The sequence below is a fragment of the Mycobacterium sp. PDNC021 genome (assembly GCF_048282635.1).
Classification (GTDB): domain Bacteria; phylum Actinomycetota; class Actinomycetes; order Mycobacteriales; family Mycobacteriaceae; genus Mycobacterium; species Mycobacterium llatzerense.
On record NZ_CP182502.1, the window covers coordinates 4,773,557 to 4,797,405 of the forward strand.

The following is a 23,849-nucleotide window of genomic DNA, read 5'->3' on the forward strand; positions in this document are numbered from 1 at the left end:
TCGGCACGCCGCCATGTAGGAGGAGAACCGCCCTAGTCGGTGACCGAGAAGTCGTCCTCAAGTCCGACGCCGTTACCGCGACCAGGTTCTCGCCAGTTGTTGTGATGCACCTTGCACCCCCGCCCAGCCCCGTCACACACATCGCACACGTCGCCATTCGCCTGACCGGTGCCCTGGCAGTCTGCGCACACCTCAAGTTCCCGTTGACATTTCGCACAAACAGCGCCCTCAGGAGCCATCTCGGCGCCAGCTACCGTGGACAGCGATCGGGCGCCACTGGCTTCGGCACGGGCTTGCCGCAGAGCCTCCCTCGCCGACTCTAATGTGATGTCGTCCGGGTGTATGCCCGCACGCTCGAACGCCTCGACCGCGACCGGCATATAACGGTACTTCAACGGCACGCGAGCAATTATCATCCCTTGACGGACCCAACGCTGCACCCGCATGATCGCGCGGAAGATCATGGCATCAATCGGCGAGTAAACGTCGTTGACCCGCAGTGCATCCCGGAGCTCCGGCTTAAGCGGTGCCACAAAAATGAGCCGCATCATCCGACGAATCAGCGGCGCCGCCCGTCGCATCGCCGGGCGCAACCGCGGCGCCACCAGCTTGTCGAAGTTTCCGCCGCGTACCAACACAAAGTTGTAATCAGACATTTTGCTGGCGAACATCTGCGTTTTCAGCGTCTTTTCCCAGTACTTTTCAAAGTCGGCATACGTCTCCGGCTGCGCGCGGTCGTCGACACCCATCAGCGAGTACCACGCCTTGGATTCCTCGAAGATCTGCTCTTTCTCCGCCCATGTCAGCGGCTTACGGAACAGCCCGGCATCACTGGCCTCCATGATGGTCATAAAGAACGTGGCATGGGTGAAGTACCATGTCTCTGCATTGAGTGCATGGTAGGTACGCCCGTTGGGCATATCACCTTTCACCGATTTGTGGTAGTTACGCAGCTGAATCCCGTAAGTCTTGGCGACCTCCGGTGACGAATACATCACCTTGGTGATACCCACCTGGGTGTTGATAATCCGCTGGAAGATGTCCCGATAGTCCTTCGAGTTGAGCAGCTGCGAGTGTTCGGAAACCCCTTGCGCCACCTGTGGAAAGAGGCTCTGCAGCAATCCAGCGTTTGCCACGCCGGCAAGCATCACCGAGTATTCGCCGAAGTACTTCCAGAGCAACGAATTCGCCGGCACTGGGATTGGGTGCTGCTGACGACGCGGAAGGCTGTCGTCACCCTCCAACCGCGGTACATAGGCAGGCCCGTAGATGACGTTCTTAGTGATCGGGGTGTCAGTCAGCAGATGGTCATCCGCTGATTCGTCCGCTCCAGGGTTGGACGCAGCCTTCGGCACGTCGACTTCGGTCATGTCAATCTCCTCCGGGTTGAGCTGCATTCGCATGTGATACGGATGAATATTATTGTATCAGCTGGGTGGTTACTACTTCCCAGTATCTCTCGACACCGACGAGGCAGCCGACTGGTCTAGCCAGACCTCGTTGATCCTGAAGCGTGGAAGGTCTGCCCCACCACGGACCGCCGTCAGGTGGGTTCGAATGCCAGTTAACTGCATAAACAGCTCGACTTGCCGCAGCTGGCAACCCGCGCAACCGCCCACTGTGGCGACCCAAGCCCGACAGAGAACCTTCACGGGTCCACTGGGCTATCGAGATTTCTCTCACGACGTCAAATCGGTTGAACGAACTGATTGTGCCGATATGTATCACAAATAGTGATCGATGCCCGGCCTCTACAGGAATGCGCGACGCGATGCGGTCCGGGTAGGGGCAGACCACCAACCGGCCCACGTACGCCGCGATCGACGTGACCTGCTGCGCTGACCCGGGCAGCACGGCGACGACAAACACGACTTCACCCCCGCCGGCACGTCGGACGGTTCGCTGAGGAGATCGCCTGGAGGGTCCAGGTATGCCAGCACGGTGTACAGCGCAATCATCACCCGATGGACCAATGGCGCATTGCCCGGGACGACCGTCCGAATACCGCGCCCAACACTGCTGCGCGCCAAAGCGCATCGCCGGTTCGCCTGTGGATACGAAGAGACGCGAGGCGATCCGGGTATTCGAGCGGCGCAGTCAGCGCCAGGACCCGCGGCGGGCACACGCCCGTTCTGGTGGTCTTTAGACGACGCGGTCGGCGATCTCGACGGTGTGGTCGGCAAAGCGTTCGCAGTAACTACTAAGGACGGTGACATCAACGGCAACCTTGTACCGCGGGGCTAGGCGGGTTCATTGCGACGGCGAGCAGACGTCGGTAAATGTCGTCCATCGCTTCGTCATCAGCGTTGAACTGAGTTGACCTCTTGGCGTTACCTTCGAGCACAACATTTTTGGTATCGGGGCCGAGCTGGACCTCGATACGTCCCGTCGCAGCGAAATGGGCGCTTACATCGCAGGGCACGGCCTGCCCGGGTGGCGACGCCGACTGGGTTGGCGATATGAGCTGCAGGGCTCCTATGCGCTGCAGGTTGGCCATGTAGATTGCAGGCGACCAGTGCCTGTCGGACGAAAATTCTTAGATGTCCGGTTCTAGGCTGGCACATTCGCGATCGATGCCGTCGCGGCGGTCAACGACGGATTCGGTAGCGATCCCACATTCGCGTGGATTCAAGCTGCGGTGCTTGCGTGGCCAACTCGATCGCGCAAATCAGGAGGGCGGCGGCGGTTCGGCGGGTGGTTCTGCCTTGGCTCCCGCGACGACGGTAATGATAACGCACAGGGCGATGACCGCCTCAGCCCACAGGAAGGCGATGTAGTCCAGCAACGATCCGATGGGCGGGGATCCTGGGGTTGTGTTGCGGAAGGCGGCGAGGGCGAAAAGTGTGGCTGCCATCCAGCCGAGAGCGGGCCAGACTAGGCCGAGGCGGCGGGAGGTCAGAAATCGGGTACCGATGATAACGGCAATAGCCAGGGCCCACATGGCGGCCATCATGAAGAACGCGAAGAGCAGGACGCTGTTCGACCTGCTCACGCCCACCCCGAAGGCAGCGACATCGCCCGCTCCGCCGGCCTCAAGGGTGAGGTGGAAGAGGGCGTCGTTGTTTGACAATTTCATGGCGACCGGGACGGGGCGCCCTCCTTGTCGGGCGGCGAACTCGACCTCGGTCTGATAGCCGTCGAACGGGTAGTCCGTAATGGAGCCGCCCGACAGCGCGACCGGGACGTCGACGGTGGAAATTCTCGTATCCGCCCGAAACTCCAAGTCCTGCTGGACCGCCGGTGAGGTCAGGAGCACGAGGTCCGCTGCCGGAGAGAGTCCGTGGTCTGTGCTCAGCCCGCCGCGGGGCGTGACCCGTATGCGCAGGGTGAGCTCCCTCGCGGCCGCGTCCACCCGCTGCACGGAGGCCTCGATGTCGACTCGATCGGGGGCCTCGGACATTCCAGCGACTTGGGCGGAGTCCGCATCTATGCGTTCACCGCCCTGTATCCAGACACCTGCGCTGACCGCGACCACCACCGCCGCCGCCGGCAGGAATAGAGCGCGCCTGTTGATGGATGGGCGCAGATTCCAAATCAAACTGGTGACCTCCGTATGTCGGCGATTCGGCAATAATTCTCGTGTCGGTGCGTCAAGTCTGGCGCACTATTCGTGCGCGCGTGCGCGGGCTCCCGTGCCGAGTTCGAGGTCATCGCAGGTAGTTTCACCCCCTAAGACCTTCCATACCGACGCAAATGCCGCAGAAACTATTGCCGCAGGGCCGGTGCCAGTAGGGCCAAAGGTCCCTAGGTAGCGTGGAAGGTGTTGACCCACAGCGTCTTAGCCGCGCGGCTCGATCGAATCGCGCCCATTCATGTTACCCGTACCACAAACGATCACGCATCCGAGTGGGTTCACTCCGACTCGGGGACTTTGGACCCTACTGACCCGTCCAGTGGTCCCGCAGACTCGACTCTCATTGCCGAACCGGCGGCCCAGAACATCGGTAGAGAGGGGCACACTTGGCGCGCAGACCGATGCCTGCCGCAGCGCGAGAGGTCTACGTACTATCGGATGGCCGGGTGTCACCGCCGCAGGCTGCGCAGGTCGCAGACGCCGTGGGTCAGATCCTCGAGCACCGGCACATCACAGGGGATGCGCGCGTACGACTGACCACGCGGGATGGCATGGGTGGGCCCCTCCTGATGCAAGTGAACCTGCAGGTGCGAGACCGGCCAACCCGCATGCAGGCAATCACCGCCGGCGTGGGCAATCTTGGGGTAGCCCTCGCGCGGTTGGATCGTCAGATCATACGAACGTGGGAACCGTGGCGCCCACGCCCCTGGCCGGACCGAACCCGCCGGATCCTGTCCGCGGTCGGTGGACAGCCCGTGATCGGTCGGCGTAAGCACGTTGCGCTACAGATCACCGCACCGTTAGAGACAGTGGCCGTCATGGACGCGATGGACTTTGACGTATATCTGTTCACCGATCACGAAACCGGCGAAGACGCAGTTGTATACCGGGCCGGACCATCTGGGCTACGGCTGGCCCGTCAACGGCGTATGTATCCGCCGGGCTGGTCCTGGGCACCGGCTACAGGCGCCCCTCCCCCAGTCCCGCTAATCGTCAATTCCCGCCCCACACCGATACTGACCGAGGCCGAGGCAGTCACCCGTATCAGTGAACACGGCTTGCGGTTCCTGTTCTACACCAACCCGAACACCGGCCGAGGCCAACTGCTCTACCCACGATATGACGGCAGTCTCGGCCTCATGACGCCCGCGGTGCGACACCATGACCATGTCTAGTCGCTCGCCGCGCGCTAACCAACCTGCCCTAATCGCCCTCAACGACGCCGAGGCCATGAAACTGATCGCCAGCGTCGACCACGGACGGATCATCTTCACCCGCAACGCCTTACCGGCCGTTCGCCTGGTGAACCACCTCATTGACGACGGGCAGGTGATCCTGCGCACCCGACTGAATCAGGCCTTGACGAAGGCAGTACGGCCGATCCCTAACGCAGGAGTCGTCGTTGCCTACGAAGTCGACCAACTCGATCTCCAAGAGCACACAGGCTGGAGCGTCGTAGTGACCGGAATGGCCACTACGATCAACGATCCGGAGCAGCTCACCCGTTACGAGCGACTACACCCGTGGGTGAACCCAGCGAGCGACAATGTCCTCGCCATCACACCACAGATCATCAGCGGAATCCGTATCAGCGCAAACCAACGCACATGATAGTGACGCGACCGGTCCAGCAGAATCACGCAGTCCACGATCGTCGTTGCTGGTGTCGACCCTGCAGTGACGGGAGTGTGCCGGTGCGTTGGTAGATGACGCGCTGGGCTATGTCGACGGCGTGGTCGGCGAAGCGCTCGTAGTAGCGGCTGAGCAGGGTTACGTCGACGGCGGCTGTGGTGCCGTGGGACCACCGGGGGTCCAACACTAGGGTGAACAGCCGGCGGTGGATGTTGTCCATGGCTTCGTCATCGGCGTGGAGTTGCGCGGCTCTGTCAGAGTCGGATTCGGCCACAACATGTTTGGTGTCGTTGGCGAGCCGGACTGCGATGTGCCCCATCTCGGCGAAGTAGCTGATCACGTCAGCTGGTACCGCGGTGTCGGGGTGGCGCCGTCGACTGATCTGGGCGACGTGCGCGGCCAGGGCGCCCATGCGTTGCAGATCGGCCACATTCTTCAACGCGCTGAGGATGGCGCGCAGGTCGCGCGCGACCGGGGCTTGGCGGGCCAAGATGGTGAAGGTGTCCGCTTCTCGTGCGGCGCATACCTGATTGATCTCGTCGCGGCGGGCGATGACCTGTTCGGCTGCGGCCATGTCGTTGTGCAGCAACGCGTCGGTGGCCAGGTGGATCATCGTGGCGGTGTCATGGCACAACTCGGCGACACTGTCTTTGAGAGCGTCGAGTTGCTCGTGGAACGCAGTGCGCATGGCCTCGCTTGACGTCGTAGGTCGCGGCTAGTCAGCTAGCCAGCGTTGATGCGGATGCCGTGGACGATCTGCGGCGTGATGGCCAGAACGCTGTCGCTGTCCAGGTTGACCCACGGGTTCAGTCGTTCGTAGCGGGTGAGCCGCTCGGGATCGTTGATGGTGGTGGCATTTCCGGTGACGACGACGCTCCACCCGGTGCGTGCATGGAGGTCGACGTGGTCGACCTCGTAGGCGACAATGACGCTTGAGCGCTGAAGGGGCCGCAGCGTCGTCGAGACGGTGGGATACAGCCGGGTGCGCAGGATCACTTGCCCGTCATCGACGAGATGATTGACCAGCCGTACTGCCGGTAACGCGTTGCAGGTGAAGACGACTCGCCCGTGATCGATGCTGGCGAGCAGTCTCATGGCCTCGGTGCTACCGAGGGCGGTGGCGACGCGGTGGCTGGTGCGCAGCGGCGGGTTAGACGCGGCCATGACGCACCGCCGTTGCGGCGGTGAAGCCGAGCCGGCCGGCGTCGCGGGACGGTCGAGCGCGCGCGCCGATGATGGATCGAAGGGCCATAACTTCCCCTTTCTCGGATGTCCCGAACGACGTGTTTGCAGCATCTTCCGAGTTTGCTGATCTGCGCGGTCAGCGTAGTAGGGTCCAAGGTCCCGCGACGCAGGTGAGTTCCGGCCTCGGGTGTCGGTTGTGAGGTGGTTACCGCTGAAAGGATCGAATTCGCGGTGCGGTTCGTTGGACGTCGTGTGGCCGACGGCGAATGATGTTGTCTGTGGGCAACGTATCTGGTGGAGCGGGCTCGGTGGTCGTGGTGGCGCAGACGTTGTTAGCCCGGGGGGTGGCTGCGTCTGCACCTGCGGGGGTCGACTACCGAGCCCGCGGGCCCATTAACGCACACATGCGTCGGGTATGCGGCCCGCTGCGGCGTGTGGGTGTGTGTGATGGCGGGTCGCGGCGGTGAGTATCATCAGATTTTTCGGTCCTTCGAGCTGGGCGGGCTGTAAGTTGTTGTGCGGCAATGCTTGTGAACCCGCGCTGATTTTGGCCTATTGCGGTTGACGTGCCGTGTGTCTATTCAGCCGCGCAGTGTGGGGACTGCAGGACCTCTTCTCGGGCGTGGGGCGGCAGGGCCAGCAGCGCTGTGGTGATGCGGCGGACGTCCGGGTCGTGTGCCATGTGCAGCCAACACAATTCGGCGTCCAGGTACCTGCTGTAGGCGCTGGTGGGGTCGGTGAAGTAGGCGACGGACACGCCGAAGACTTCGGCGAGTTGACGTAACGTCTCGAGGCTGGGGTGGTTGCGGCGGCCGGCCCGCAGTTGCGACAGGTACGGCGAGGAAAACTCGATCCCGCGGGCGCGCAGGGCTTTGATGACCTCGACATTGCGCAGCGGTCCGCGGCCGGGCGGACGGATGGTGTCGAACAAGCGGTTGAGGCGCGGTGCTAGGGAGCCGGGCTCGATCGGTCCCGTCCGGCGGTGACGTCGCGTTCGGTGGGTGCTGCGCACCTGCTCGGTCTGATCTGAGGCCTGACTGTCACGGCCCGGTTTGCGGCTTTCGGCCATCGCTTCCGGTGTCGCGGCAGCCGGCCGATTCGGGCCAATCATGTTGGTATCTCGGCGATCACGAGCCGGTCGAACAGACGTGGTCACGTGGCAATTCCCCCTTGTTCTGTCACCCTCCCCAGAGTGACTGCGCATTCCACCAGCTGGTGCGTGCTTATGAATGTTTACATAGATTCGCCTTTTTGTTCATATGGTGTTTTTCACCGTGTTGCTGCGGATAGTCGGGACTTTTGGCCCTAGCGCGCGCGACTTTGCGAGAATCCGGCTGGCTGAGGTGATGGTGGTGGGTTTGAGGTAGGCGGGAACAGCTGTGGTTGGGGGTGTTCCCGCTTTCGGTCGGCGATGTTGTGGTCGCTGGTGCGTGCAAGTTGTGTTGGCGTTGTCAGGTGGCGGATGGCTTGCCGGGGGTTGTGATGTTTAGAGCCGGTACATTTCGCGTTCCATGAGCGCTTCTCGGAAGAGTTTTTCGTGCTCGCCGTGGAAGTAGGGGTTCTTGCCCTGTAGGGGGCGGGGCCAGTGGATCGGGCAGGGACGGCGGTGTTTGGTGTTGTCCGGTGTGGTGTTGGTGCCGGCTGGTGCGCGGGTGGGCTGGTCAGCGGCGCTGTCGATGGTTGGTTGGGTTCGGGTGGTGGCGGCTCGATACCGTTGTGGGAGTAACGTTTTCATGGCCGGGCCCGGGTGGGCTGTTTCTGGGGCCACCAGCTGGCTTCGCGCAGGAGTGTGGCGATGGCCGGAACGGTGAGTGTGCGCACGAGGAAGGTGTCCAGCAGTAGTCCGCAGCCGACGATCAGGCCGACTTGGATCACGATGGCGATGGAGCCGGCCATCAGTCCGAACATGCTGGCAGCGAAGATGAGTCCGGCGGAGGTGATGACCGAACCGGTTTTGGCGACTGTGCGTAGGACACCGACGCGGATGTTCCGTTCGGATTCTTCGCGTAGTCGTGACACCAGCAGCATATTGTAGTCGGCGCCCACCGCGACGAGGATGATGAACGCCAATAGTGGTACGGGCCATGCGATTTGGTAACCGAGTATCCATTGGAAAACCACGACGCCGACGCCGATGGAGGCCAGGTAGTTCAGCACGACGGTGCCCAGTAGGTAGAGCGGGGCCAGCACCGCGCGCAGGAGCAGGACCAGAATGAGTCCCACAACGACGAGGGTGGCGACGGCGAGTTGGCTGAAGTCGGCTTGTAGCAGGTGCTGGATGTCGGCGTTGACGGCAGGGAATCCGGTGACGGACATGGTGGCGTTGGCCAGGGCGGTGTTCAGTCGGGCGGCGTCGGCGACCGTGATCATGTGGTGGGCCAGTGCCATGGCGGCGCCGCTGTAGGGGTCGAAGGTGGATTCGATGAGGAGGCGGGCAGTTTTGCCGTCGGACGCGATGAATTGTTTTGCGACGTCTGTGAATTGGCGGTTGTTGAAAGCGGTTTCGGGCAGGTAGAAGCCGCTGGAAGCGTCGGAGTTGGCGCTGGCACGTGCGGAGTTTTGCAGTTGTGCGGCGATTTGGCTCATCCCGGCGAGTATTTGAATGTTGCTGTCAGCCAGGGCGTGCACGCCCGTTGCCAGTGCTCGCGAGCCGGAGGCGAGTTGGCTAATGCCGTGTTGCAGGCGTGCGATGTTGGTGGCCGCGTCGGCGGGGTCACCCAGAGTGCCCAGGGCATGTTGCAGGCTGGTGATTGAGTCTTGGACGTCGGTGAGGGTGGTGGTGACGGTGGCGTTGGTGGCGGGGTTGTAGTGGTCGCCCAGCTCAGCGATGCGGTCGAAGAATCCGTTGATGCGCAGGGCATCCAGGACGCGCATCTGGTGGCTTAGTTCGGTGCATTGAGGTGTGGCGACACACCAAGGTGCGGTGTCGAGGAGGTCGCGCAGTGGCGAGACGGCGGCGATGGCGTTGCGGGCTTGTTCGGCTTGGGGGCGTAGTCCGGGTCCTGCCTGGATGGCGTGGTCGATCTCGGGGGCAGTGTTCGAAAGTTGTTGCAGCATCGGGGCTAATCGCTGCATATGGCTATTGGCAGTGTGCGCTTGATTGAGCAGGCCGGTCAGCGGTGTGAGCACGGTGCCTAGGGTGCGGTCGAGTTGGGCCAGGCCGTTGGCGAGTAGGTCGGCGCCGCCGGTGAGCTGTGCGAGGTCGGTTTTGTGGGCGTTGGCGTCGGCGGCGGCGGTGGCCATCTTGTCGCCGATTTGTTGGTTCTGCCAGGACAATTGGGCTTGTTCGAGCCGGGTGCCTCCGGGCCGGGTGACGCCGGATACTTTGCTGACGCCAGGCAGTTGTGCGATGCGGGAGGCAAGTTCGTCGAGGTCGGCGAGGCCTTTGCCGGTGCGCATGTCGGTGGGGTTTTCCACGACAAGGAATTGGGTGAAGACCATGTCGGTGGCGAAATGACGGTTGAGCAGCTGGTAGCCCAGGTTGCTTTCGGTGTCGGCGGGTTGGCCTTTGCGGTCGTCGTAGCTGATGGTGATGGTGGTTGCTGCCGCGGCCAGGGCCAGCAGGATGGTGAGGCTGAATGCCAGCAGCGCCAAGGGTTTTCGCACGACGGCGACCGCGATGCGGTTCCAGTAGCGGCGGGTGCGGTCGGGCCGGGGGTCACCGATGCCGCGGCGGGCGGCCAGCGTCAGCACCGGTGGCAGCAGGGTGATGGTGGCCAGAAATCCGACCATCACGGCCACTGCGCAGGCGGGGCCGAGCGCGGCGAACACGCTGAGTTTGGCGAATGTCATGGCGAGGAAGGCCAGTGCGACGGTGGCCGCTGAGGCCAGGATGACTCGTCCGATGCTGGCGGTGGCGTAGATCGCGGCCTGCGGCGGGGCGATGTCGGCGCGTCGCTGTTCGTGGTAGCGGCTTATCAGGAACACCGTGTAGTCGGTCCCGGCGCCCAGCAGGATCGCGGTCATGAACGCCACGGTGAATTCCGACACCGGTAAGCCGGCTTCGCCGAGGGCCGAAAGCACCCCCCGCCCGACCGCCAAGCTCAGCGCAATCACCAACAGCGGCAGGAGCGCGGTGAATGCCGACCGATAGACCAGCAGCAAGATTAGGGCGATGAGTCCGGCGGTGTCCATGGAAATGAACAGCAGATCGTGTTCGGCGTTGGCGATCTGATCGCTGAACGTGGCGGCGGGCCCGGTGACGTGCACGGTGGTGGTGCTGGCGGCGAAGACGCGGTTCGCGATGGCGCGCACGACGGTGACCGATTCGGCGGCGGTCGGATCGCCGAGGGTGCCGGCGACGCCGACCGGCAGGTACCACGCGTGCCCGTCGGTGCTGACGGCGCGCGGTGCAGTGACCGGATCGGCCAGCAGGTCCTGCACCAGCAGTACATGGCCGGGGTCGGCGCGCAGCGCAAGGACCAGCTGTGCGTATTTCTGGCGGGTCGGTGGGGTCAGGCCGGCGGGGTCCTCGAAGGCGACGAACAGCACGGTCTTGGAACCCTGTTCGCCGAATGCTTCGCTCATCCTGTCGACGGTCAGAAACGACGGCGCGTCGTGGGGCACCAAGTCCACCGACTGTTGGCGGACCACGGTTTCCAGTTGCGGAAAAAGCACCGCCAACAGCACCGCGGCCCCGATCCACAGTCCGATCACCAGCGCCTTGTGGCGCAGGGTGAACGCCCCCAGGCAGGCCAGCGCTGGGCTGTATTCACTCGACGGCGCGGTCTCGGCGCGTGCGCGCCGACGGCGCGGCGGTAGCCCGGGTGCTGCGGTGAGGGTCGGTCCCCCGCGCAGTGGATCGCTCACTGGCTGGCCGGGGCCGTGTCGTAGTCGGCGCTGTCCGCGGCGGGCAAATCATGTCGGACCATCTGCACCCGGCCTCCGGGCATGCAGGCCACATATCCGTGGTGTTTCCCATATAGCTCCCACGCCGCGGCATGTGTATCGGGCTCCACGTCGATGGTGTGACCGTCGGAAAACTCTAGGTGCAGTGCCCCGCCGTCGTGGCTGTATGCCCGTACGCACATCGACCCGGCCAGGTCCAGCAAAGCGCGGTGCGCAGGCGCGATGTTCAGCGGGTCCAGGACCACGACCTCAGCGGGGTACGGACCCACCGGCGGCAACCCCAGGCGAAACGGTCGGGAGACGACCACCTCGTTGTAGTCCTCGAAGCTCAACACCAGCCCGTCATTCAAAGACACCCGCTGCAAGGTGCACCGTTCAATCCACTGATCGAGCATCATCGCTCCCCCTGTCCCCGCACCAGCAAAACGATACTAAGCAGTATCGGAACGCTACATCACGTAGCGTTGAATGGCAATGATATTGGGCCCGGCGCGCGGGATGAGGGTCATCGCTCGGTCGATGTGGTCCCGAGCGGTGGTGGCGGGCGCCCGGCCGCTGATCAAGGCGGTCAGATTGGCCAACCACACGTCGCCGAGCAGGCAGGCCAGTAGCTGGTCGCGCGGCGACGGGGACGGGCCGCCAAGCGCGGTTGCCAGCAGCCGGTTGAGCATCGTCACTGTCTGCTCGACCTCGGCGGCCGCGGCGCTGTCGGCAACCACGAGCGCCCGGGTCAGCGCCTCGGTCAGCGGCAGATCACGCTGCCACTGCTCATGCAGACAGTTGCTGAGCGCGACAAGTCGCTGCTGGGGGCCACCGGACACCGCCGACCAGTCGCGCAGGGCCTGCACCAGCTCGACCTCGCGGGTTAGTGCGCATGCCAGCAAATAGGCTTTGGAGGGAAGGCGGCGGTAGATGGAGCTGACGGCGATGCCCGTGCGCTGGGCGACCGTGCATCTGTACTGCGTCGTAGCCGCCTGTCGAGGCGACCGAGACGGCGGCATCGAGGATCGCGATGTCCCGGCTATCACGTGCGGGCAGGCCTGCCGCGACTCTCATCGCTGCGCCCCGAGCCGACACCGATCCGGTGTCGGCCATCCCTTGCAGATCGGGTTGCACGGCGCCAAAACGCTGATAGCCAGGTGTAATCAGACAATCCCAAATCTCCTGGCATAGGCGGTTTCGCTGCGCTATACGCGGTAGCATAACTTTCTCGTGGTGTGGGGCATCGACGATTCGCCACACCGGAGGCTTTGGACAATAAAGTGAGTGACTGTGAGTGAGTGGCCCGACTTCAGCGCCGACGGCTCTGGTGATGATGATGTCGACCCGCGGCGTATCCGGTCACGCAACCGGCTCCTGGAGGCGGCCGCGGCCCTGTTGAACGCCGGCGGCGTTGAAGCGGTCACCGTCGACTCGGTCACCAAAGCCTCCAAGGTGGCCCGTACCACGCTGTATCGCCACTTCAAAACCTCCTCGCACCTGCTGGCCGCGACTTTCGAGCGGCTGCTGCCGCAGGTGACCCCTCCGGCACCGCGCAGCGGACCGCTGCGCGAACAGCTCATCGAATTGCTCTCCCGGCAGGCGGCGCTGTTCAACGACGCCTCGCTGCACATCACCACCCTGGCATGGCTGGCCCTGGGCCCGACCACCACCAAACCCGACACCGAGGACCAATACCCGGCCGGTGCCGTACGAGCACTGGTGATCGATCAGTACCGCCAGCCGTTCGACGCTCTGCTGCGCAGCGACCAGGCCCGCGCAGAACTGGGCGACTTCGACCTGGAACGGGTGCTGTGCCAGCTGGTTGGCCCCTTGGCCTTCGCCCGCATGACCGGGTTTCGCGTCATGGGTCACAACGACTGTGTCGCCATCGTCGATGACTTCTTGACCGCCCATCGCCGCACTTCGCCAGCGCCCACCGAAAGTGCCGACGCAACCGGTGCATGAGCCGCGCTGCGCGGTCACGGTCAGGTGGTGCCGTGGTGGCGGTCTTCAAGTTGCCCGTACAGCAGTCCAATGGTGGCTTGTTGTTGCGTCAAGGTGGTTCTGAGTGTTTCGATCTCGTCTGATTGGGCGGTGATCTTGCGACGCAGTGCGGCCACGATGCTGCTGTCGCGGCCGGTTGCCTGCGTCACAGCGGTGGCGCTGGTGTGGGTTCGATGAGCGTCGATAGCCGCCATCAGGTCGTCGTGGTTGTAGACCGTTTTGCGGGTCACCCCGGCACGTCGGGCCACCGTCGACACATTGAGAACGGCGTTAGTCTTGCGCAGGTGGCCGATCGCCTTCTCGATGGCCCGACGTTTCGCGTCGCTGACCGCATCGCGGTGTTTGGCCAGAGCCGCTTTGGCGTTCTGCGACGGCGGCGGCGGGGGCGTGCAGGTCATCGCGGCGTGCCGGGGCCGGCTTCACGCAGCACCGATTCGTGACTGCCTCGCGTTGAGATCTGTTGGCCTGGGGTTCCATCAGCCGGATGCGCGTCTCGTCGAGCAGTTCTAGCGCCTGCTCTGAGGTTCCCCCCGAAAAGTGGACAGGGTTTATGCGGCTTGAGTGACCGTATTGAGTGTTTGTTCGTAGGCGATGGGGCTGAGCATTCCGATCGTGGAGTGTCGCCTCTGAGCGTTGTAGAAATGCATCCACTTATCCACGGCTGCAACAATTTCCGTCGTCGTGGCGAAGGTATGGCGGTAGTAGTACTCGCGCTTGAACGTCGACCACAACGATTCGGCACCACTGTTGTCCCAGCAGATCCGGTGGCACCCATCGATCGACGCAGGCCAGCGTCGGTACATGCGGTGGCCATCGCTTGGGCGGTGTACCGAGTTCCACGGTCGGAATGCATGATCGTGCCGCCCACCTGGCCGCCCCGCACCACGACCGCCTGGGCCAGTGCCTCGGTGACCAACTCGGTACGCATGCGATCGGCCACCGACCAGCCCAGCACCCGCTTGGAGTGCTCGTCGCGGATCGCACACAGATACATGTCACCTTCACCGCAGGCCAGATACGTGATGTCCGAGCTCCACACCGCATCGGGGCGGCCCTGGTCGAACCGACGCTCGACCCGGATCCGGCCGGAACGAGGCCGTGGGATCGACGACGGTGGTACGGACTTTGAAGGTACGCGGGCTGATCCCGGCCAGACCGATCTCGGCCATGATCTTGGCGACCGCCTTCTCTGAAACCTGCTCTCCGGCCGCGCACAGGTCAGCGGTGATCCGCGGCGAACCGTACGTCCCGCCGGAGTCGCGGTCATCGGCCAGATGCGGGCCGTCGGCCACCGGGTCGAGTCGACCTGTGCTGCCCTGTGCGAACTGGGTGTGCAGGTTGCCCCACGGACCTACCGCAACAGGAAACCGCCGAACCCTCAGAGCGGACCGTGACCGATGCCCGCATCACCGGTGCGCTGCTGACCACCACCGGTACCCCCGAAGGCAGGTGTGGCCGGCGCAAGATGACCGCCGATCTGCGCCGCTCGGGCATCGACGTCGCTGGCTGCACCGTGGACCGATTGATGCGTGACGAGAGCCCCTCAGGCATCGTTCGGGGCCGAAAACATCACACTACGATCGCCGACAGGAACGCCTCGCGGGCACCGGATCTGCTCGAGCGCTACTTCATCGTCACGAGCCAAGCCGGAAGTGGGTCACCGACTTCATCTACGTGCCGACAGGTCGGGGTTTGTCTATGCGGCCTTGAGTGATCGACTGCTTTTCGCGGTTGATCGTCGGCGGGCCGGTCTGCGCGGTCAACGGCACCGCGATGATCACTACGGCGTTGAAGATGGCGTTGTGGCGCCGTGATCACCACGGCAGCCCGTTCCGCACCGGGCCCTTGCGCACCCTCGACGATGTGGAGTACCCGGTCATGCAATGGGTCCACTCGTACAACAACCGGGGCCTGCACAGCCCGATGGACTACATCCCACCGGTGGAGTACGAGAGCGCCTACTACGCTCGACTATCAACGTCCCAGCCGACGATGTCTCAAACATGAACGACGCATCAAAGTTCGCCTCTGACTGTCGAGGTGAACACCCTAAGTCTCCACAGAGTGAATGCTCGCGGCAGCGGCCTACTCAGTCACAACTGACGTACACCGGTAGGAAACAATGGACCACACCGCCACCAGCAAGGCCACCGGAATCAATACCAAGATCAGCCTACGCACTAGAACCTCCAAACGCTTTCCAAAACCACGGTAGAAGTGCCGCCAACACCGCAATCCAGGCCCCGATTCCATGTGTAGCCGACAGCAGCCGAGCAACGATTTGCCGGCGGACCGACGACGAACACTGAGGGGCATGTGGCCTCACGATGATCATTCGCCCCTCGACTCTCACGACGATTGACCAACAACCCGGGTGCAGATCGCTTGGCTCTATCGATCAGTCAGGCCAACCCACGTACCAGAAGGGAATTGCGACGCCGCACAACTGTCGTCGATGAACACAGCTGGCCGTGCGCGACCAATCCCAGACCGAACTCCTACGACCTCGAATCAGATCGTTATCTCGCCTCGTTTCGGCTCCACGAGCGCAGTGCCCACGCCAGATTTTGGTCGGTGAGCTGGGCGACTTCTCTTGCGACTGCGACTTCGTCGATCACCTGCGCCGCTAGACGGTCGTGGCGCTCGCGGCAGATGACGACGACCGCAGCGACAACAAGCGGAACGGCCGCATACGGGTACGCCAGGACGATGGGGGCGGCGATAACAGCTGCGGCAATTCTAACAATATTCTTTGCAGATTCAGTCATTTAAGTATCTCCTCTAAAACCTAAATCTGGGTGGTGGTGCCAAAGATTGAACCGACCCGAGCTTGATGACCGAGATCCGTACCTGACCAACCCGGCATAACTGCCGACAACTCGGACAAAGCTACTGCCGCTTGAGCCGCGTACCTATTGGCGCGCAACTATTTGACAGGTATTCACGTCCAACCGGAAATACCTAGGGCCACCCGCACGTGCAACTTCACGGCGAAACCGTCAAAATCCAACGAGATCTCGGACCGTAAGGCAATTCAACCAAGGCGACGTATCGCCCGCCCAAGTACGCCGCGGTCGGGTTCGCGGCCCGAGACATCGGACCCCGGTAGCCACTAAGCGAGGACATCCCACTGATCGTGGTGCACCCGGCAGCCACGCCGCGCGCCGTGGCAGACATCGCATGGTGCGGCATCCACCAAACCCGTGGCAGCGCATTCCTTACAGTCTTCAAGCGGCCGCTCACATCTGACACATACGGCGTCCGCCGGTGCCATCGTGACCGCTACCGGCTGCCCCGCGGAAACCAATGACTCGTCGCGGTGGAGGCGGGACAACCGCAACGCTTCCCGCGCCGACTCCAACGTGATGTCATCAGGATTCACCCCCTCGCGCTCAAAAGCGGCAACTGCCACCTTCCCATAGCGGAAACTCAGCGGCAGGTGTAGCCGCCGCGACCAACGCCGATACAAACGTATGGTCGCGATGAAGCGGCGGTACCCGCGTTCGTCTTGTTCGGACCAATCGATTTGCAGCCGCTCCCGCAGATATGGTTCTAACGCACCAGCAGTGAAGATGCGCAAAAAGGGAACCAGCACGGGTTTGGCAGCGCGAGCCAGTGGCAGGAATCGCGGCGGGATGAACCGATCGAAGTTCGCATTCGGCTTCGCTAACCCCACAGTGAACTGCGCCGCTTTAGTGTTCACCAGGTGCTCTTTTAGTACACTCGCCCGGTAAACTTCGAATTCGGCAAAAGTCTGGGGTTGCGCCCGGTCATCCACGCCGTACATCGAGAACCAGTCCTTCGATTCCTCAAAGATCTGTTCGCATTCAGCGCGGGTCAAAGGTTGGTCGAATACTCCCAGCTCGTTGGCGCGATAAAGGTTCTCGAAGAAGGTGGCGTGCGCCCAATAAAAGGTTTCTGCGTTGATCGCATGGTACGCGCGGCCGTTTGGCATATCACCCTGGACGGACTTGTGAAAATTGCGAACCTGCACTCCAAACTTCATCGCCTCGTCTGGCGGAGCATAAAGAACCCCATTGATGGTCTTAAACGAGTTCCTTACCCGTTGCTGCAGCGCCCCAAATCCACCTGAGTTGAAAATCAAGGAATGATCCGAGGACCCCTGCCCAAGCTGCGGCCACATATTCTCCACAATCGCGAGACGCTGCCCGGTGGAAAAACTAAGCGCCGCATCTCCCATATATTTGCACAATAGCGAGTTAGCCGGAACCGGACGCTGATTGCGCTGCTTGGGCCGAAGGCTGTCATCACCCGAACGCTCCTTGATGACGCTGCCGGCGAAGTACACATTCTTCCCGATTCGGATGTCTTCGATGACCAGATCGTCCGGGTCCGGAACCCGCTGAACCTCCGCACCGCCTACGTCAACTACGTCTGTCACGTCGACTCCTATCCGTTGGACCACTTTGCATGATGATACATTTCCAGTATGTTGTGTCAACAGGCCGTCGATGGTGCGATGTTTACCCAGTTAAATCAGCATTCCCAACCCCTAGTGGTGTCCATGCAATCTTTTTGGTATCACCAACGGCGCCGTGAAAACGCCGGCCAATCCGGCGGCAAGTTGGCCCGCTCATCAGGCGCTGCTGCGTCACCGCCAGATCGATCCCGCGGACGGTGACGGACCCGAAGGGACGTATGCTGCGAGTGGAGGTCGTCGCCGGACCGTCCACCGTGCGCAAGCAGTACCCGCGCGAGGGCTTCGCTGCGAGCTGCATCAATTTCTACGTCCGCAACGGCGCGGTCATCGACCCCGATTCGGTGACTCGCGTGTGGATTCCGCTGCCCGCGAGACATTTTCGCGATCGATTCCCGACCGGCGGATCAGGCGGCTCCTTATCGACACAACCGCCAACACCGCCGTTCACTCGACTTTGCCCAAATAATCAGTCAGAGCCTAAAGTGGTCAGCGCCGCAGGGTCGTCGTGTGCACGACCCGCAGTGATCAGCCGGTTTTCGCTCCCGCATTCCAGGTGTGAGTGCGCCGAGAGGACGGTCGCGCATTGTCCTGACCACGCAAGGAGTTTCATGATGAAACGACGCCGATTCATGCAGTCGAGCCTGCTCACACTAGGTGGGCTGATGGCCGCGGCCTGCGACGACCGCACCTCGGGGCCGTCCGGCATTCCCACCAGCACCGGCAACGACGGCCGCACCTGGGTGATGCCCGAAGAAGGGCAACCGCACAAGCGCACTTGGATGGCCTTCGGCGCCAGTGAGGCGATCTGGGGTGCGCAGCTGTTGCCGCAGGTGCGGCGGGATCTGGCGACGATCGCGACCGCCATCGCCCGCTTCGAACCGGTTTCGATGCTGGTGCGGCACGATGAACTCGATCTGGCGCGCTCTCTGCTCGGAGGCGCGAATGTCGAGTTGATCGTCTCCGACATCGACGACCTGTGGATCCGTGATACCGGCCCGGTGTTCGTCAAGGGTAACGGCGTCAAGGCAGGGGTCAATTTCAACTTCAACGGCTGGGGTGGCAAGCAGGAACATCGCCGCGACGCCAAGGTCGCCACCTTCATCGACGACCGCGCGGGTGTGGAGACCGTGCACACCGCTCTGGTTATGGAGGGCGGCGGCATCGAAGTCGACGGCGAGGGCACCGCAATCGCCACTGAATCCTGCATCCTCAATGCCAACCGCAACCCGGGCTGGAAGAAATCCGACGTCGAAGCCGAACTTGATCGAGTACTCGGGGTCAAGAAGGTGATCTGGCTGCCCGGAGTGGCCGGGCAGGACATCACCGACGGGCACACCGACTTCTACGCCCGCTTCGCCCGTCCCGGCGTCGCCGTCGCCACCATGGACCACGACGAGAACTCCAGCGAGTATGACCTGACCCGCCGCCATCTCGACATCCTGCACAATGCCACCGACGCCCACGGTCGCGCCCTCGAGGTCGAATCCATCGACGCGCCTTCGCAATTGCGGTACCAGAACGCCGCGAAGGACTTTGCCGCCGGGTACATCAACTTCTACGTCTGCAACGGCGCGGTCATCGCCCCCGAATTCGGCGACCCCGGCACCGACCCTGCCGCCAAGGCCACCCTCGCCCGGCTGTTCCCGGACCGACAGATCGTGCAGATTCCGATCGACGCCATCGCTGCGGGCGGGGGCGGCATCCACTGCACCACACAGCAGGAACCCACCGGCTGATCCCGCCCGCAGGCCCCAGCGACACCTGCCGCCTGCCTGACCGGTGGCCGGTCCGGCGCGCCGCCCGTCAGGGACCCGCCTCACCATCGCAACAGCGTGAGGAACCGTGTCAGACCGTGTCACCCAGATCCTTGAAGCCGCCGAACGCCTCACCGCCCTGGTCGAAGGACTGTCCGAACGCTGGCACAGCGGATCGATCACCCTCGATCGCGCCCGCCACCTGCTCGCCGGCGCGATCGAGTCCGAACTGCCCGCAGCGGACTAAGCGCTGTGGAGGCGACTTGGCCCATTCCGGGGTGCGGTCCGCTGGGCTTCGAGAATCAGGAACCCGGTTGTAGTGCCCCGTTATGCCTTCTTGAACTCTGCTGGTGTGAACCAGCCCAGGCCGGAATGCCTGCGTCGGCGGTAATGGAACACCGTCGATTTGGTCGAAGATCGCGCTAGCCGACTCTGTGCGAGTGGTCCACTACTAGCGGTCCGAAAGCTCGATTTGCCTTCTGCTCCAGAACGATTCGATCAGGGGATTGTCGTGCCGTCACAGATCGCGCCCATCGATGCAATTGTCCTGCCGACCACACCACAGGTGAACAGCCCCCAATTGAGAACCCTTTGCGCGGTCGCACCCCAGGCTCAATCGCTGACGTCCTTGGCTTTCCAGTCGTCGTGATGCACCGGGCAGCCGATCGTGGCGCCGTTACAAACATCGCAGGTTACTTCGTCAACGACGCCCGTCCCTTCGCACTCGTCGCACTCGATGATCGGCCGATCGCACTTGACACACCTCAACGGACCCTCCCAAAGGTCTGAACTTCATGGAACGGCGCCGAGCCTACCCAGAACCGAAACGTAGATACATCTGTTGACATTTGTATCAGCATATGCCAAATTCTCGCTACCTACTGTGGGTGATGCGATACGGATCAACACTTGTGTCGCGCTTGAACGCGCACAACAATTAAGACGAGGAGTGACCATGGGTAGCGTGACCGCTGACGCTAACGGTGATGAAAAGAGCGAAGCAGCAGACCGTGTCGTCGTGCTGACCGCTGATGAGAAGGTGGGCAAGAACCTCTTTCCCGCCGGCACCAGGCTGCCAGACCGTTCCGGCGATGGCAGCCTGCGTGCGTCGCACCGCGTTCAGCGACCTGTGCCTCCGCAGTCGTTGACATGGAAATATATGGCTGACTTTCGTTGTCAGCTCATTTTCCTCCGCGCCGTTGTGCTAGAGAACTTGTGGCCACAACTCGCTCAGGGAGTCTCGGATCACTCCCAGGTATTCGGGGACAAGGACAACTTTTACGAACGGGGGCGGCGCGGGTTCAAACCCGTCGTCGGAATGGTCTATGGGTCCGAGGAGGACGCGGGAAAGTTCGGCCTTCAGGTCCGCAATTACCACAAGTCGGTCAAGGGTGAGATGCCAGGAGGGCAGACTTATCATGCCATCAATCCCGAGACATACTACTGGGCACACGTAACCTTCTATGAGAACATCATCCGCACCTCTGAACTGCTGCTTCCGAAGCCCTTTACTCGAGCCGAGCGGGAGCAGATATTCGAGGAATCCAAGGAATGGTTCTCGCTGTACGGAGTCGACGACCGCGCACAGCCGTCCAACTTCGATGAGTTCGAAGCCTATTTCGAAGATGTCCTCGCTAACCAGCTGGTCGATTCGAGCCTGGCGCGATACTCCGTCGGGTTCGCTCGCGCGGGCAATCAACTGCCTGCTCCTCCGATGCCGAAATTGGCGGCGCGGGTTCTGTGGCCCCGAATCTCCAGCATGGTCCGGTTGTTTAGCATCGGCGCTATGGAGCCTGAGATTCGTTCGATCCTTGAATTGGAGTGGAATCGCAAAGATGAGCGGAACTTCAGGAGGCTCTGCGCTGTGGTGCGCAAGTCTGCCCCGATCTTTGAGCGGTTACCGCTGAAGTACCGCTACTTCAGCAAGGCTGTCGAAGCTTTTGATCGGGAAGGCATCGATCCACGGCAGATCACCCTTGAGAGCGCGCGTGTCGCCTTGGCCGAAGCGCGGCAATGCGGCACTGGGGCGACACCGTGATATTGGCACAGCTGTGCTGGACGCCCGGTCTTTCTCAAATCGCTGTCGTGACAGGCAGAGCCGGAGACATCGGGGTTCCGCCATTGCCCGCGAGCCCCGATGTGAGCCCACCATCGCAGACGGCCACACGGATGCGGCGTCGACGGCCGCGCAAAATCTCTTCGGCGTCTCGGCCAGTTCAAAGACGTTGTCGACACCGATCCCTTCGGCCAACTGATCAAGAAGGTAGAGCGCTAGATGCCTCCGGTAAACAGCTTCGTGGACAACGCTGAAATCCTCTCGATCGGTCCGTCCCCAGACCAAGAGTCTGGGCCCGGCCCGGCCGCTATCTCCATCAATGTCCACAGGCACAGTCGCCAGTATGCGTACCGCAGGGCAGTAGACAGCGTCCCGACGGCGGGCAAAGTTCTCCACCGGCGCGTTGACGATCGGAGTCCCCGCAGGGGTCGTGTGCCGCGCCAACTAGTGCGGGGTGGTGGGGCCGACCGAACCAGCACGGCCGGAGTTCTCCACAGCTGGAAGCAATTCGAATGCGTCCTTGCCCGCGTGTTCCAACAGAGAATTAACTGTCAGTACGACGGCGGATCTGAGGTAGGTCCGGATGATCGAGGCCCAAGCTATTGCCATTGCTATGACGCGGCACGTCGCGCTGGGCAGAGCAGGATTTCCGTTTTGCGTGCGCCGACTGCCCAGCCCCGTCGTCCCGCTGCTGCTGGGCCTGGTCGTGAGCGCCGCGCTGAGTCAGCCGGCGCTCACGGGTGTTTCTCTAATTGTTCGACGCACGCACGCTCGGTCTAGGTAGCGCATCGACCCACCAAAAACGTGACCTCGACGCCTTCCCGGACCATCCAAGGCCGAAAACCCAGACCACCCAAACCCGAAAAGATGTCTATGACAGCCTTAAATTCGCCCGAGGAAGGGCATCTCGATCGAAATGGGCACGTTTCGCCGTTGGCCGACGTACTCCAACGCCAGAAGGTCGCCTTCCTCACGGAAGGGAACCCGAGTTTCAAGACCCGGGTAGACCGGATCGAGCGACTAGCTGCTCTCGTCGCCAACCACACCGACGAGCTCGTCGACGCGTTGGCGGCCGACTTCGGAACCAGGCCCCGCGCGCTTTCCCTCACCGGAGACCTGGCGCCGATCCTGCTTGATGCGCGAGAAGCCACGCAACATTTGAAGAGCTGGATGCGTGTCGACCGACCCTCACAGTTCATCGACAAGTTCGGGATCAAGCGCCGGATTCGACACGATCCGCTCGGGGTCGCCGGCATTGCCGGGCCATGGAACTTTCCGGTCCAACTGGCGTTCGGGCCAGCCGTTGCCGCGCTTGCTGCCGGCAATCGTGTGATGGTCCGGCCGTCGTCGGTGACGGCGCGTACGTCCGCAGTGCTAGCCGACGCCGCGGATCGCTACTTCCCTCCGGATGAGCTCTACGTCGCAACAGCCGAGTCGGGGCCGGGGTCGGAGTTCTCCAAGCTGAACTTCGACGCGTTCTTCTTCACCGGATCGCCTGCAGTGGGTCGCGAGGTCGCAAAGGATTGCGCCGCCAACTTGGTCCCGGTCACGCTCGAGCTCGGCGGAAAGAACCCAGTGATCGTCGACCACGCAGCCGATTTCAACCTGGCCGCAGATCGGATCGCCCGGGCCAAACTGGTGAACAGTGGGCAGGTCTGTCTCTGCCCGGACTACGTGTTCGTTCCCGCCTCTCAAGTGGAGGCATTCGTCGATGCCGTGCTCAAAATCTGGGCCGAGATGTTCCCGAGCATCGAGGACAACTCGGATTACACCTCCATCATCAACGACTCCAACTACCGCAGGATCATCAATCTGATCGATGACGCCCGCGCAAAAGGCGCGACGATCCGTCAAATGATCCCCACCGGCGAGGCGCTGCCGGCACCGAGGACACGGAAGATCCCTCCGACGATCCTGCTCGGTGTCGGCTCCGATGCGCAGATAGCGACCGACGAGATCTTCGGGCCCGCCCTGGTAGTGCACTCATACACCGATCTGGCGGAGCCAATCGCCCATCTGGCCTCTCACGAACTCCCGTTGGCGATGTACTGGTTCGGGCCGGACAACGCGCGTTTCGATGAAGTTCTCAATCGCACACGTTCGGGTTCGGTGAACGGCAACGACTTCCTCTTAAACATGCTGCCAGGCCTCCCGTTCGGTGGCGTAGGGATGAGCGGTATGGGCAACTATCACGGCAAGTACGGATTCGCCACCTTCACGCACGCTCGAGCTGTCGCTCACTCGACTTTGCGGCAATCTATCGCCCGGTCGATAGCGCCCCCGTACTCGCGGCTCTCGGGGGGCATCTACAGCGTCAGCCGGTTGAGGAACCGCCGGGCGCTGAAACAGGTAGGGAAACAATCGCGATGACGG

At 62.6% G+C, this 23,849-nt stretch carries 23 protein-coding genes and 1 pseudogene; 9 read left to right on the top strand and 15 right to left on the bottom strand.

Annotation, left to right across the window (positions count from 1 at the left end; translation table 11 throughout):
- Positions 1 to 32 precede the first annotated feature (32 nt).
- From ACNO8X_RS22830 to ACNO8X_RS22840, 3 genes are all read right to left on the bottom strand, one after another.
- Positions 33 to 1,370, bottom strand: coding sequence for an oxygenase MpaB family protein (locus ACNO8X_RS22830; protein ID WP_418002836.1), 1,338 nt, complete (start codon positions 1,368 to 1,370; stop codon positions 33 to 35).
- A 1,298-nt stretch (positions 1,371 to 2,668) separates the two neighbouring features.
- On the bottom strand, positions 2,669 to 3,400 hold the full coding sequence (locus ACNO8X_RS22835) for a DUF4436 family protein (protein ID WP_418002837.1): 732 nt from the start codon (positions 3,398 to 3,400) through the stop codon (positions 2,669 to 2,671).
- Between the two features lie 623 nt (positions 3,401 to 4,023).
- Positions 4,024 to 4,350, bottom strand: a complete 327-nt coding sequence (locus ACNO8X_RS22840; protein WP_418006074.1) for a hypothetical protein — start codon at positions 4,348 to 4,350, stop codon at positions 4,024 to 4,026.
- 33 nt (positions 4,351 to 4,383) lie between these two features.
- On the opposite strand from ACNO8X_RS22840, the gene ACNO8X_RS22845 reads away from it, so the two are divergent.
- Positions 4,384 to 4,749, top strand: a complete 366-nt coding sequence (locus tag ACNO8X_RS22845) for a hypothetical protein (protein WP_418006006.1) — start codon at positions 4,384 to 4,386, stop codon at positions 4,747 to 4,749.
- A complete protein-coding gene (locus ACNO8X_RS22850; protein WP_418006007.1) occupies positions 4,742 to 5,185 on the top strand; it encodes a pyridoxamine 5'-phosphate oxidase family protein in 444 nt (147 codons plus the stop codon). Before ACNO8X_RS22845 ends, ACNO8X_RS22850 begins: the two co-directional genes overlap by 8 nt.
- Before the next feature lie 25 nt (positions 5,186 to 5,210).
- Here ACNO8X_RS22850 and phoU read toward each other — a convergent pair whose 3' ends face one another.
- The 6 genes from phoU to ACNO8X_RS22880 all read right to left on the bottom strand — a co-directional run bounded on the left by phoU (position 5,211) and on the right by ACNO8X_RS22880 (position 12,087).
- Positions 5,211 to 5,894: a phosphate signaling complex protein PhoU gene (phoU, locus tag ACNO8X_RS22855; RefSeq protein WP_418002838.1), complete on the bottom strand. Its 684-nt coding sequence runs from the start codon at positions 5,892 to 5,894 to the stop codon at positions 5,211 to 5,213.
- Between the two features lie 35 nt (positions 5,895 to 5,929).
- Entirely contained in the window at positions 5,930 to 6,370 is a 441-nt protein-coding gene (locus tag ACNO8X_RS22860) for a pyridoxamine 5'-phosphate oxidase family protein (RefSeq protein ID WP_418002839.1), read from the bottom strand.
- A gap of 598 nt (positions 6,371 to 6,968) precedes the next feature.
- Complete coding sequence (locus tag ACNO8X_RS22865) at positions 6,969 to 7,358, bottom strand: helix-turn-helix domain-containing protein (protein WP_418006008.1); 390 nt, start codon at positions 7,356 to 7,358, stop codon at positions 6,969 to 6,971.
- Positions 7,359 to 8,122: 764 nt separating this feature from the next.
- Entirely contained in the window at positions 8,123 to 11,200 is a 3,078-nt protein-coding gene (locus ACNO8X_RS22870; RefSeq protein ID WP_418002840.1) for an RND family transporter, read from the bottom strand.
- On the bottom strand, positions 11,197 to 11,634 hold the full coding sequence (locus ACNO8X_RS22875; RefSeq protein WP_418002841.1) for a DUF6188 family protein: 438 nt from the start codon (positions 11,632 to 11,634) through the stop codon (positions 11,197 to 11,199). Before ACNO8X_RS22875 ends, ACNO8X_RS22870 begins: the two co-directional genes overlap by 4 nt.
- Before the next feature lie 54 nt (positions 11,635 to 11,688).
- The gene (locus ACNO8X_RS22880; RefSeq protein ID WP_418002842.1) at positions 11,689 to 12,087 is read right to left on the bottom strand and encodes a hypothetical protein; all 399 of its coding nucleotides are present in this window, start codon (positions 12,085 to 12,087) and stop codon (positions 11,689 to 11,691) included.
- 424 nt (positions 12,088 to 12,511) lie between these two features.
- On the opposite strand from ACNO8X_RS22880, the gene ACNO8X_RS22885 reads away from it, so the two are divergent.
- Positions 12,512 to 13,186 carry a TetR/AcrR family transcriptional regulator gene (locus tag ACNO8X_RS22885; RefSeq protein ID WP_418006009.1) on the top strand — a complete coding sequence of 225 codons (675 nt, stop codon included), beginning with the start codon at positions 12,512 to 12,514 and terminating at the stop codon, positions 13,184 to 13,186.
- A gap of 20 nt (positions 13,187 to 13,206) precedes the next feature.
- On the opposite strand, the gene ACNO8X_RS22890 is transcribed toward ACNO8X_RS22885, so the two are convergent.
- The 4 genes and pseudogenes from ACNO8X_RS22890 to ACNO8X_RS22905 all read right to left on the bottom strand — a co-directional run bounded on the left by ACNO8X_RS22890 (position 13,207) and on the right by ACNO8X_RS22905 (position 14,517).
- Positions 13,207 to 13,623, bottom strand: a complete 417-nt coding sequence (locus ACNO8X_RS22890; protein WP_418002843.1) for a DUF6262 family protein — start codon at positions 13,621 to 13,623, stop codon at positions 13,207 to 13,209.
- 150 nt (positions 13,624 to 13,773) lie between these two features.
- Complete coding sequence (locus ACNO8X_RS22895) at positions 13,774 to 14,028, bottom strand: integrase core domain-containing protein (protein WP_418002844.1); 255 nt, start codon at positions 14,026 to 14,028, stop codon at positions 13,774 to 13,776.
- Between the two features lie 14 nt (positions 14,029 to 14,042).
- Positions 14,043 to 14,219, bottom strand: a pseudogene (locus tag ACNO8X_RS22900) (DDE-type integrase/transposase/recombinase); the annotation flags it as partial.
- 7 nt (positions 14,220 to 14,226) lie between these two features.
- Entirely contained in the window at positions 14,227 to 14,517 is a 291-nt protein-coding gene (locus ACNO8X_RS22905; protein ID WP_418002845.1) for an IS3 family transposase, read from the bottom strand.
- Positions 14,518 to 14,615: 98 nt separating this feature from the next.
- On the opposite strand from ACNO8X_RS22905, the gene ACNO8X_RS22910 reads away from it, so the two are divergent.
- Entirely contained in the window at positions 14,616 to 14,939 is a 324-nt protein-coding gene (locus ACNO8X_RS22910) for an IS3 family transposase (protein ID WP_418002846.1), read from the top strand.
- Entirely contained in the window at positions 14,936 to 15,232 is a 297-nt protein-coding gene (locus tag ACNO8X_RS22915; RefSeq protein WP_418002847.1) for a hypothetical protein, read from the top strand. The genes ACNO8X_RS22910 and ACNO8X_RS22915 overlap by 4 nt, the downstream gene beginning before the upstream one ends.
- A 512-nt stretch (positions 15,233 to 15,744) precedes the next feature.
- Here ACNO8X_RS22915 and ACNO8X_RS22920 read toward each other — a convergent pair.
- On the bottom strand, positions 15,745 to 15,993 hold the full coding sequence (locus tag ACNO8X_RS22920) for a hypothetical protein (RefSeq protein ID WP_418002848.1): 249 nt from the start codon (positions 15,991 to 15,993) through the stop codon (positions 15,745 to 15,747).
- A gap of 344 nt (positions 15,994 to 16,337) precedes the next feature.
- Positions 16,338 to 17,627 carry an oxygenase MpaB family protein gene (locus ACNO8X_RS22925; protein ID WP_418002849.1) on the bottom strand — a complete coding sequence of 430 codons (1,290 nt, stop codon included), beginning with the start codon at positions 17,625 to 17,627 and terminating at the stop codon, positions 16,338 to 16,340.
- A 650-nt stretch (positions 17,628 to 18,277) separates the two neighbouring features.
- Here ACNO8X_RS22925 and ACNO8X_RS22930 point away from each other — a divergent pair.
- The 4 genes from ACNO8X_RS22930 to ACNO8X_RS22945 all read left to right on the top strand — a co-directional run bounded on the left by ACNO8X_RS22930 (position 18,278) and on the right by ACNO8X_RS22945 (position 23,846).
- A complete protein-coding gene (locus ACNO8X_RS22930; protein WP_418002850.1) occupies positions 18,278 to 19,402 on the top strand; it encodes an agmatine deiminase family protein in 1,125 nt (374 codons plus the stop codon).
- A gap of 106 nt (positions 19,403 to 19,508) precedes the next feature.
- On the top strand, positions 19,509 to 19,667 hold the full coding sequence (locus tag ACNO8X_RS22935) for a hypothetical protein (protein ID WP_418002851.1): 159 nt from the start codon (positions 19,509 to 19,511) through the stop codon (positions 19,665 to 19,667).
- Between the two features lie 708 nt (positions 19,668 to 20,375).
- The gene (locus tag ACNO8X_RS22940; protein WP_418002852.1) at positions 20,376 to 21,458 is read left to right on the top strand and encodes an oxygenase MpaB family protein; all 1,083 of its coding nucleotides are present in this window, start codon (positions 20,376 to 20,378) and stop codon (positions 21,456 to 21,458) included.
- 822 nt (positions 21,459 to 22,280) lie between these two features.
- Positions 22,281 to 23,846 (top strand): aldehyde dehydrogenase family protein, encoded by a 1,566-nt coding sequence (locus ACNO8X_RS22945; protein ID WP_418002853.1) that lies wholly within the window; start codon positions 22,281 to 22,283, stop codon positions 23,844 to 23,846.
- Positions 23,847 to 23,849: the final 3 nt, after the last annotated feature.

Excerpts from the sequence above, each read along its gene's own strand:
- ACNO8X_RS22830 (WP_418002836.1), bottom strand. The coding sequence starts at position 1,370 with ATGACCGAAGTCGACGTGCCGAAGGCTGCGTCCAACCCTGGAGCGGAC.
- ACNO8X_RS22835 (WP_418002837.1), bottom strand. The coding sequence starts at position 3,400 with ATGTCCGAGGCCCCCGATCGAGTCGACATCGAGGCCTCCGTGCAGCGG.
- ACNO8X_RS22850 (WP_418006007.1), top strand. The coding sequence starts at position 4,742 with ATGTCTAGTCGCTCGCCGCGCGCTAACCAACCTGCCCTAATCGCCCTC.
- phoU (WP_418002838.1), bottom strand. The coding sequence starts at position 5,894 with ATGCGCACTGCGTTCCACGAGCAACTCGACGCTCTCAAAGACAGTGTC.
- ACNO8X_RS22860 (WP_418002839.1), bottom strand. The coding sequence starts at position 6,370 with ATGGCCGCGTCTAACCCGCCGCTGCGCACCAGCCACCGCGTCGCCACC.
- ACNO8X_RS22875 (WP_418002841.1), bottom strand. The coding sequence starts at position 11,634 with ATGCTCGATCAGTGGATTGAACGGTGCACCTTGCAGCGGGTGTCTTTG.
- ACNO8X_RS22890 (WP_418002843.1), bottom strand. The coding sequence starts at position 13,623 with ATGACCTGCACGCCCCCGCCGCCGCCGTCGCAGAACGCCAAAGCGGCT.
- ACNO8X_RS22895 (WP_418002844.1), bottom strand. The coding sequence starts at position 14,028 with ATGTACCGACGCTGGCCTGCGTCGATCGATGGGTGCCACCGGATCTGC.
- ACNO8X_RS22920 (WP_418002848.1), bottom strand. The coding sequence starts at position 15,993 with ATGACTGAATCTGCAAAGAATATTGTTAGAATTGCCGCAGCTGTTATC.
- ACNO8X_RS22930 (WP_418002850.1), top strand. The coding sequence starts at position 18,278 with ATGAAACGACGCCGATTCATGCAGTCGAGCCTGCTCACACTAGGTGGG.
- ACNO8X_RS22940 (WP_418002852.1), top strand. The coding sequence starts at position 20,376 with ATGGGTAGCGTGACCGCTGACGCTAACGGTGATGAAAAGAGCGAAGCA.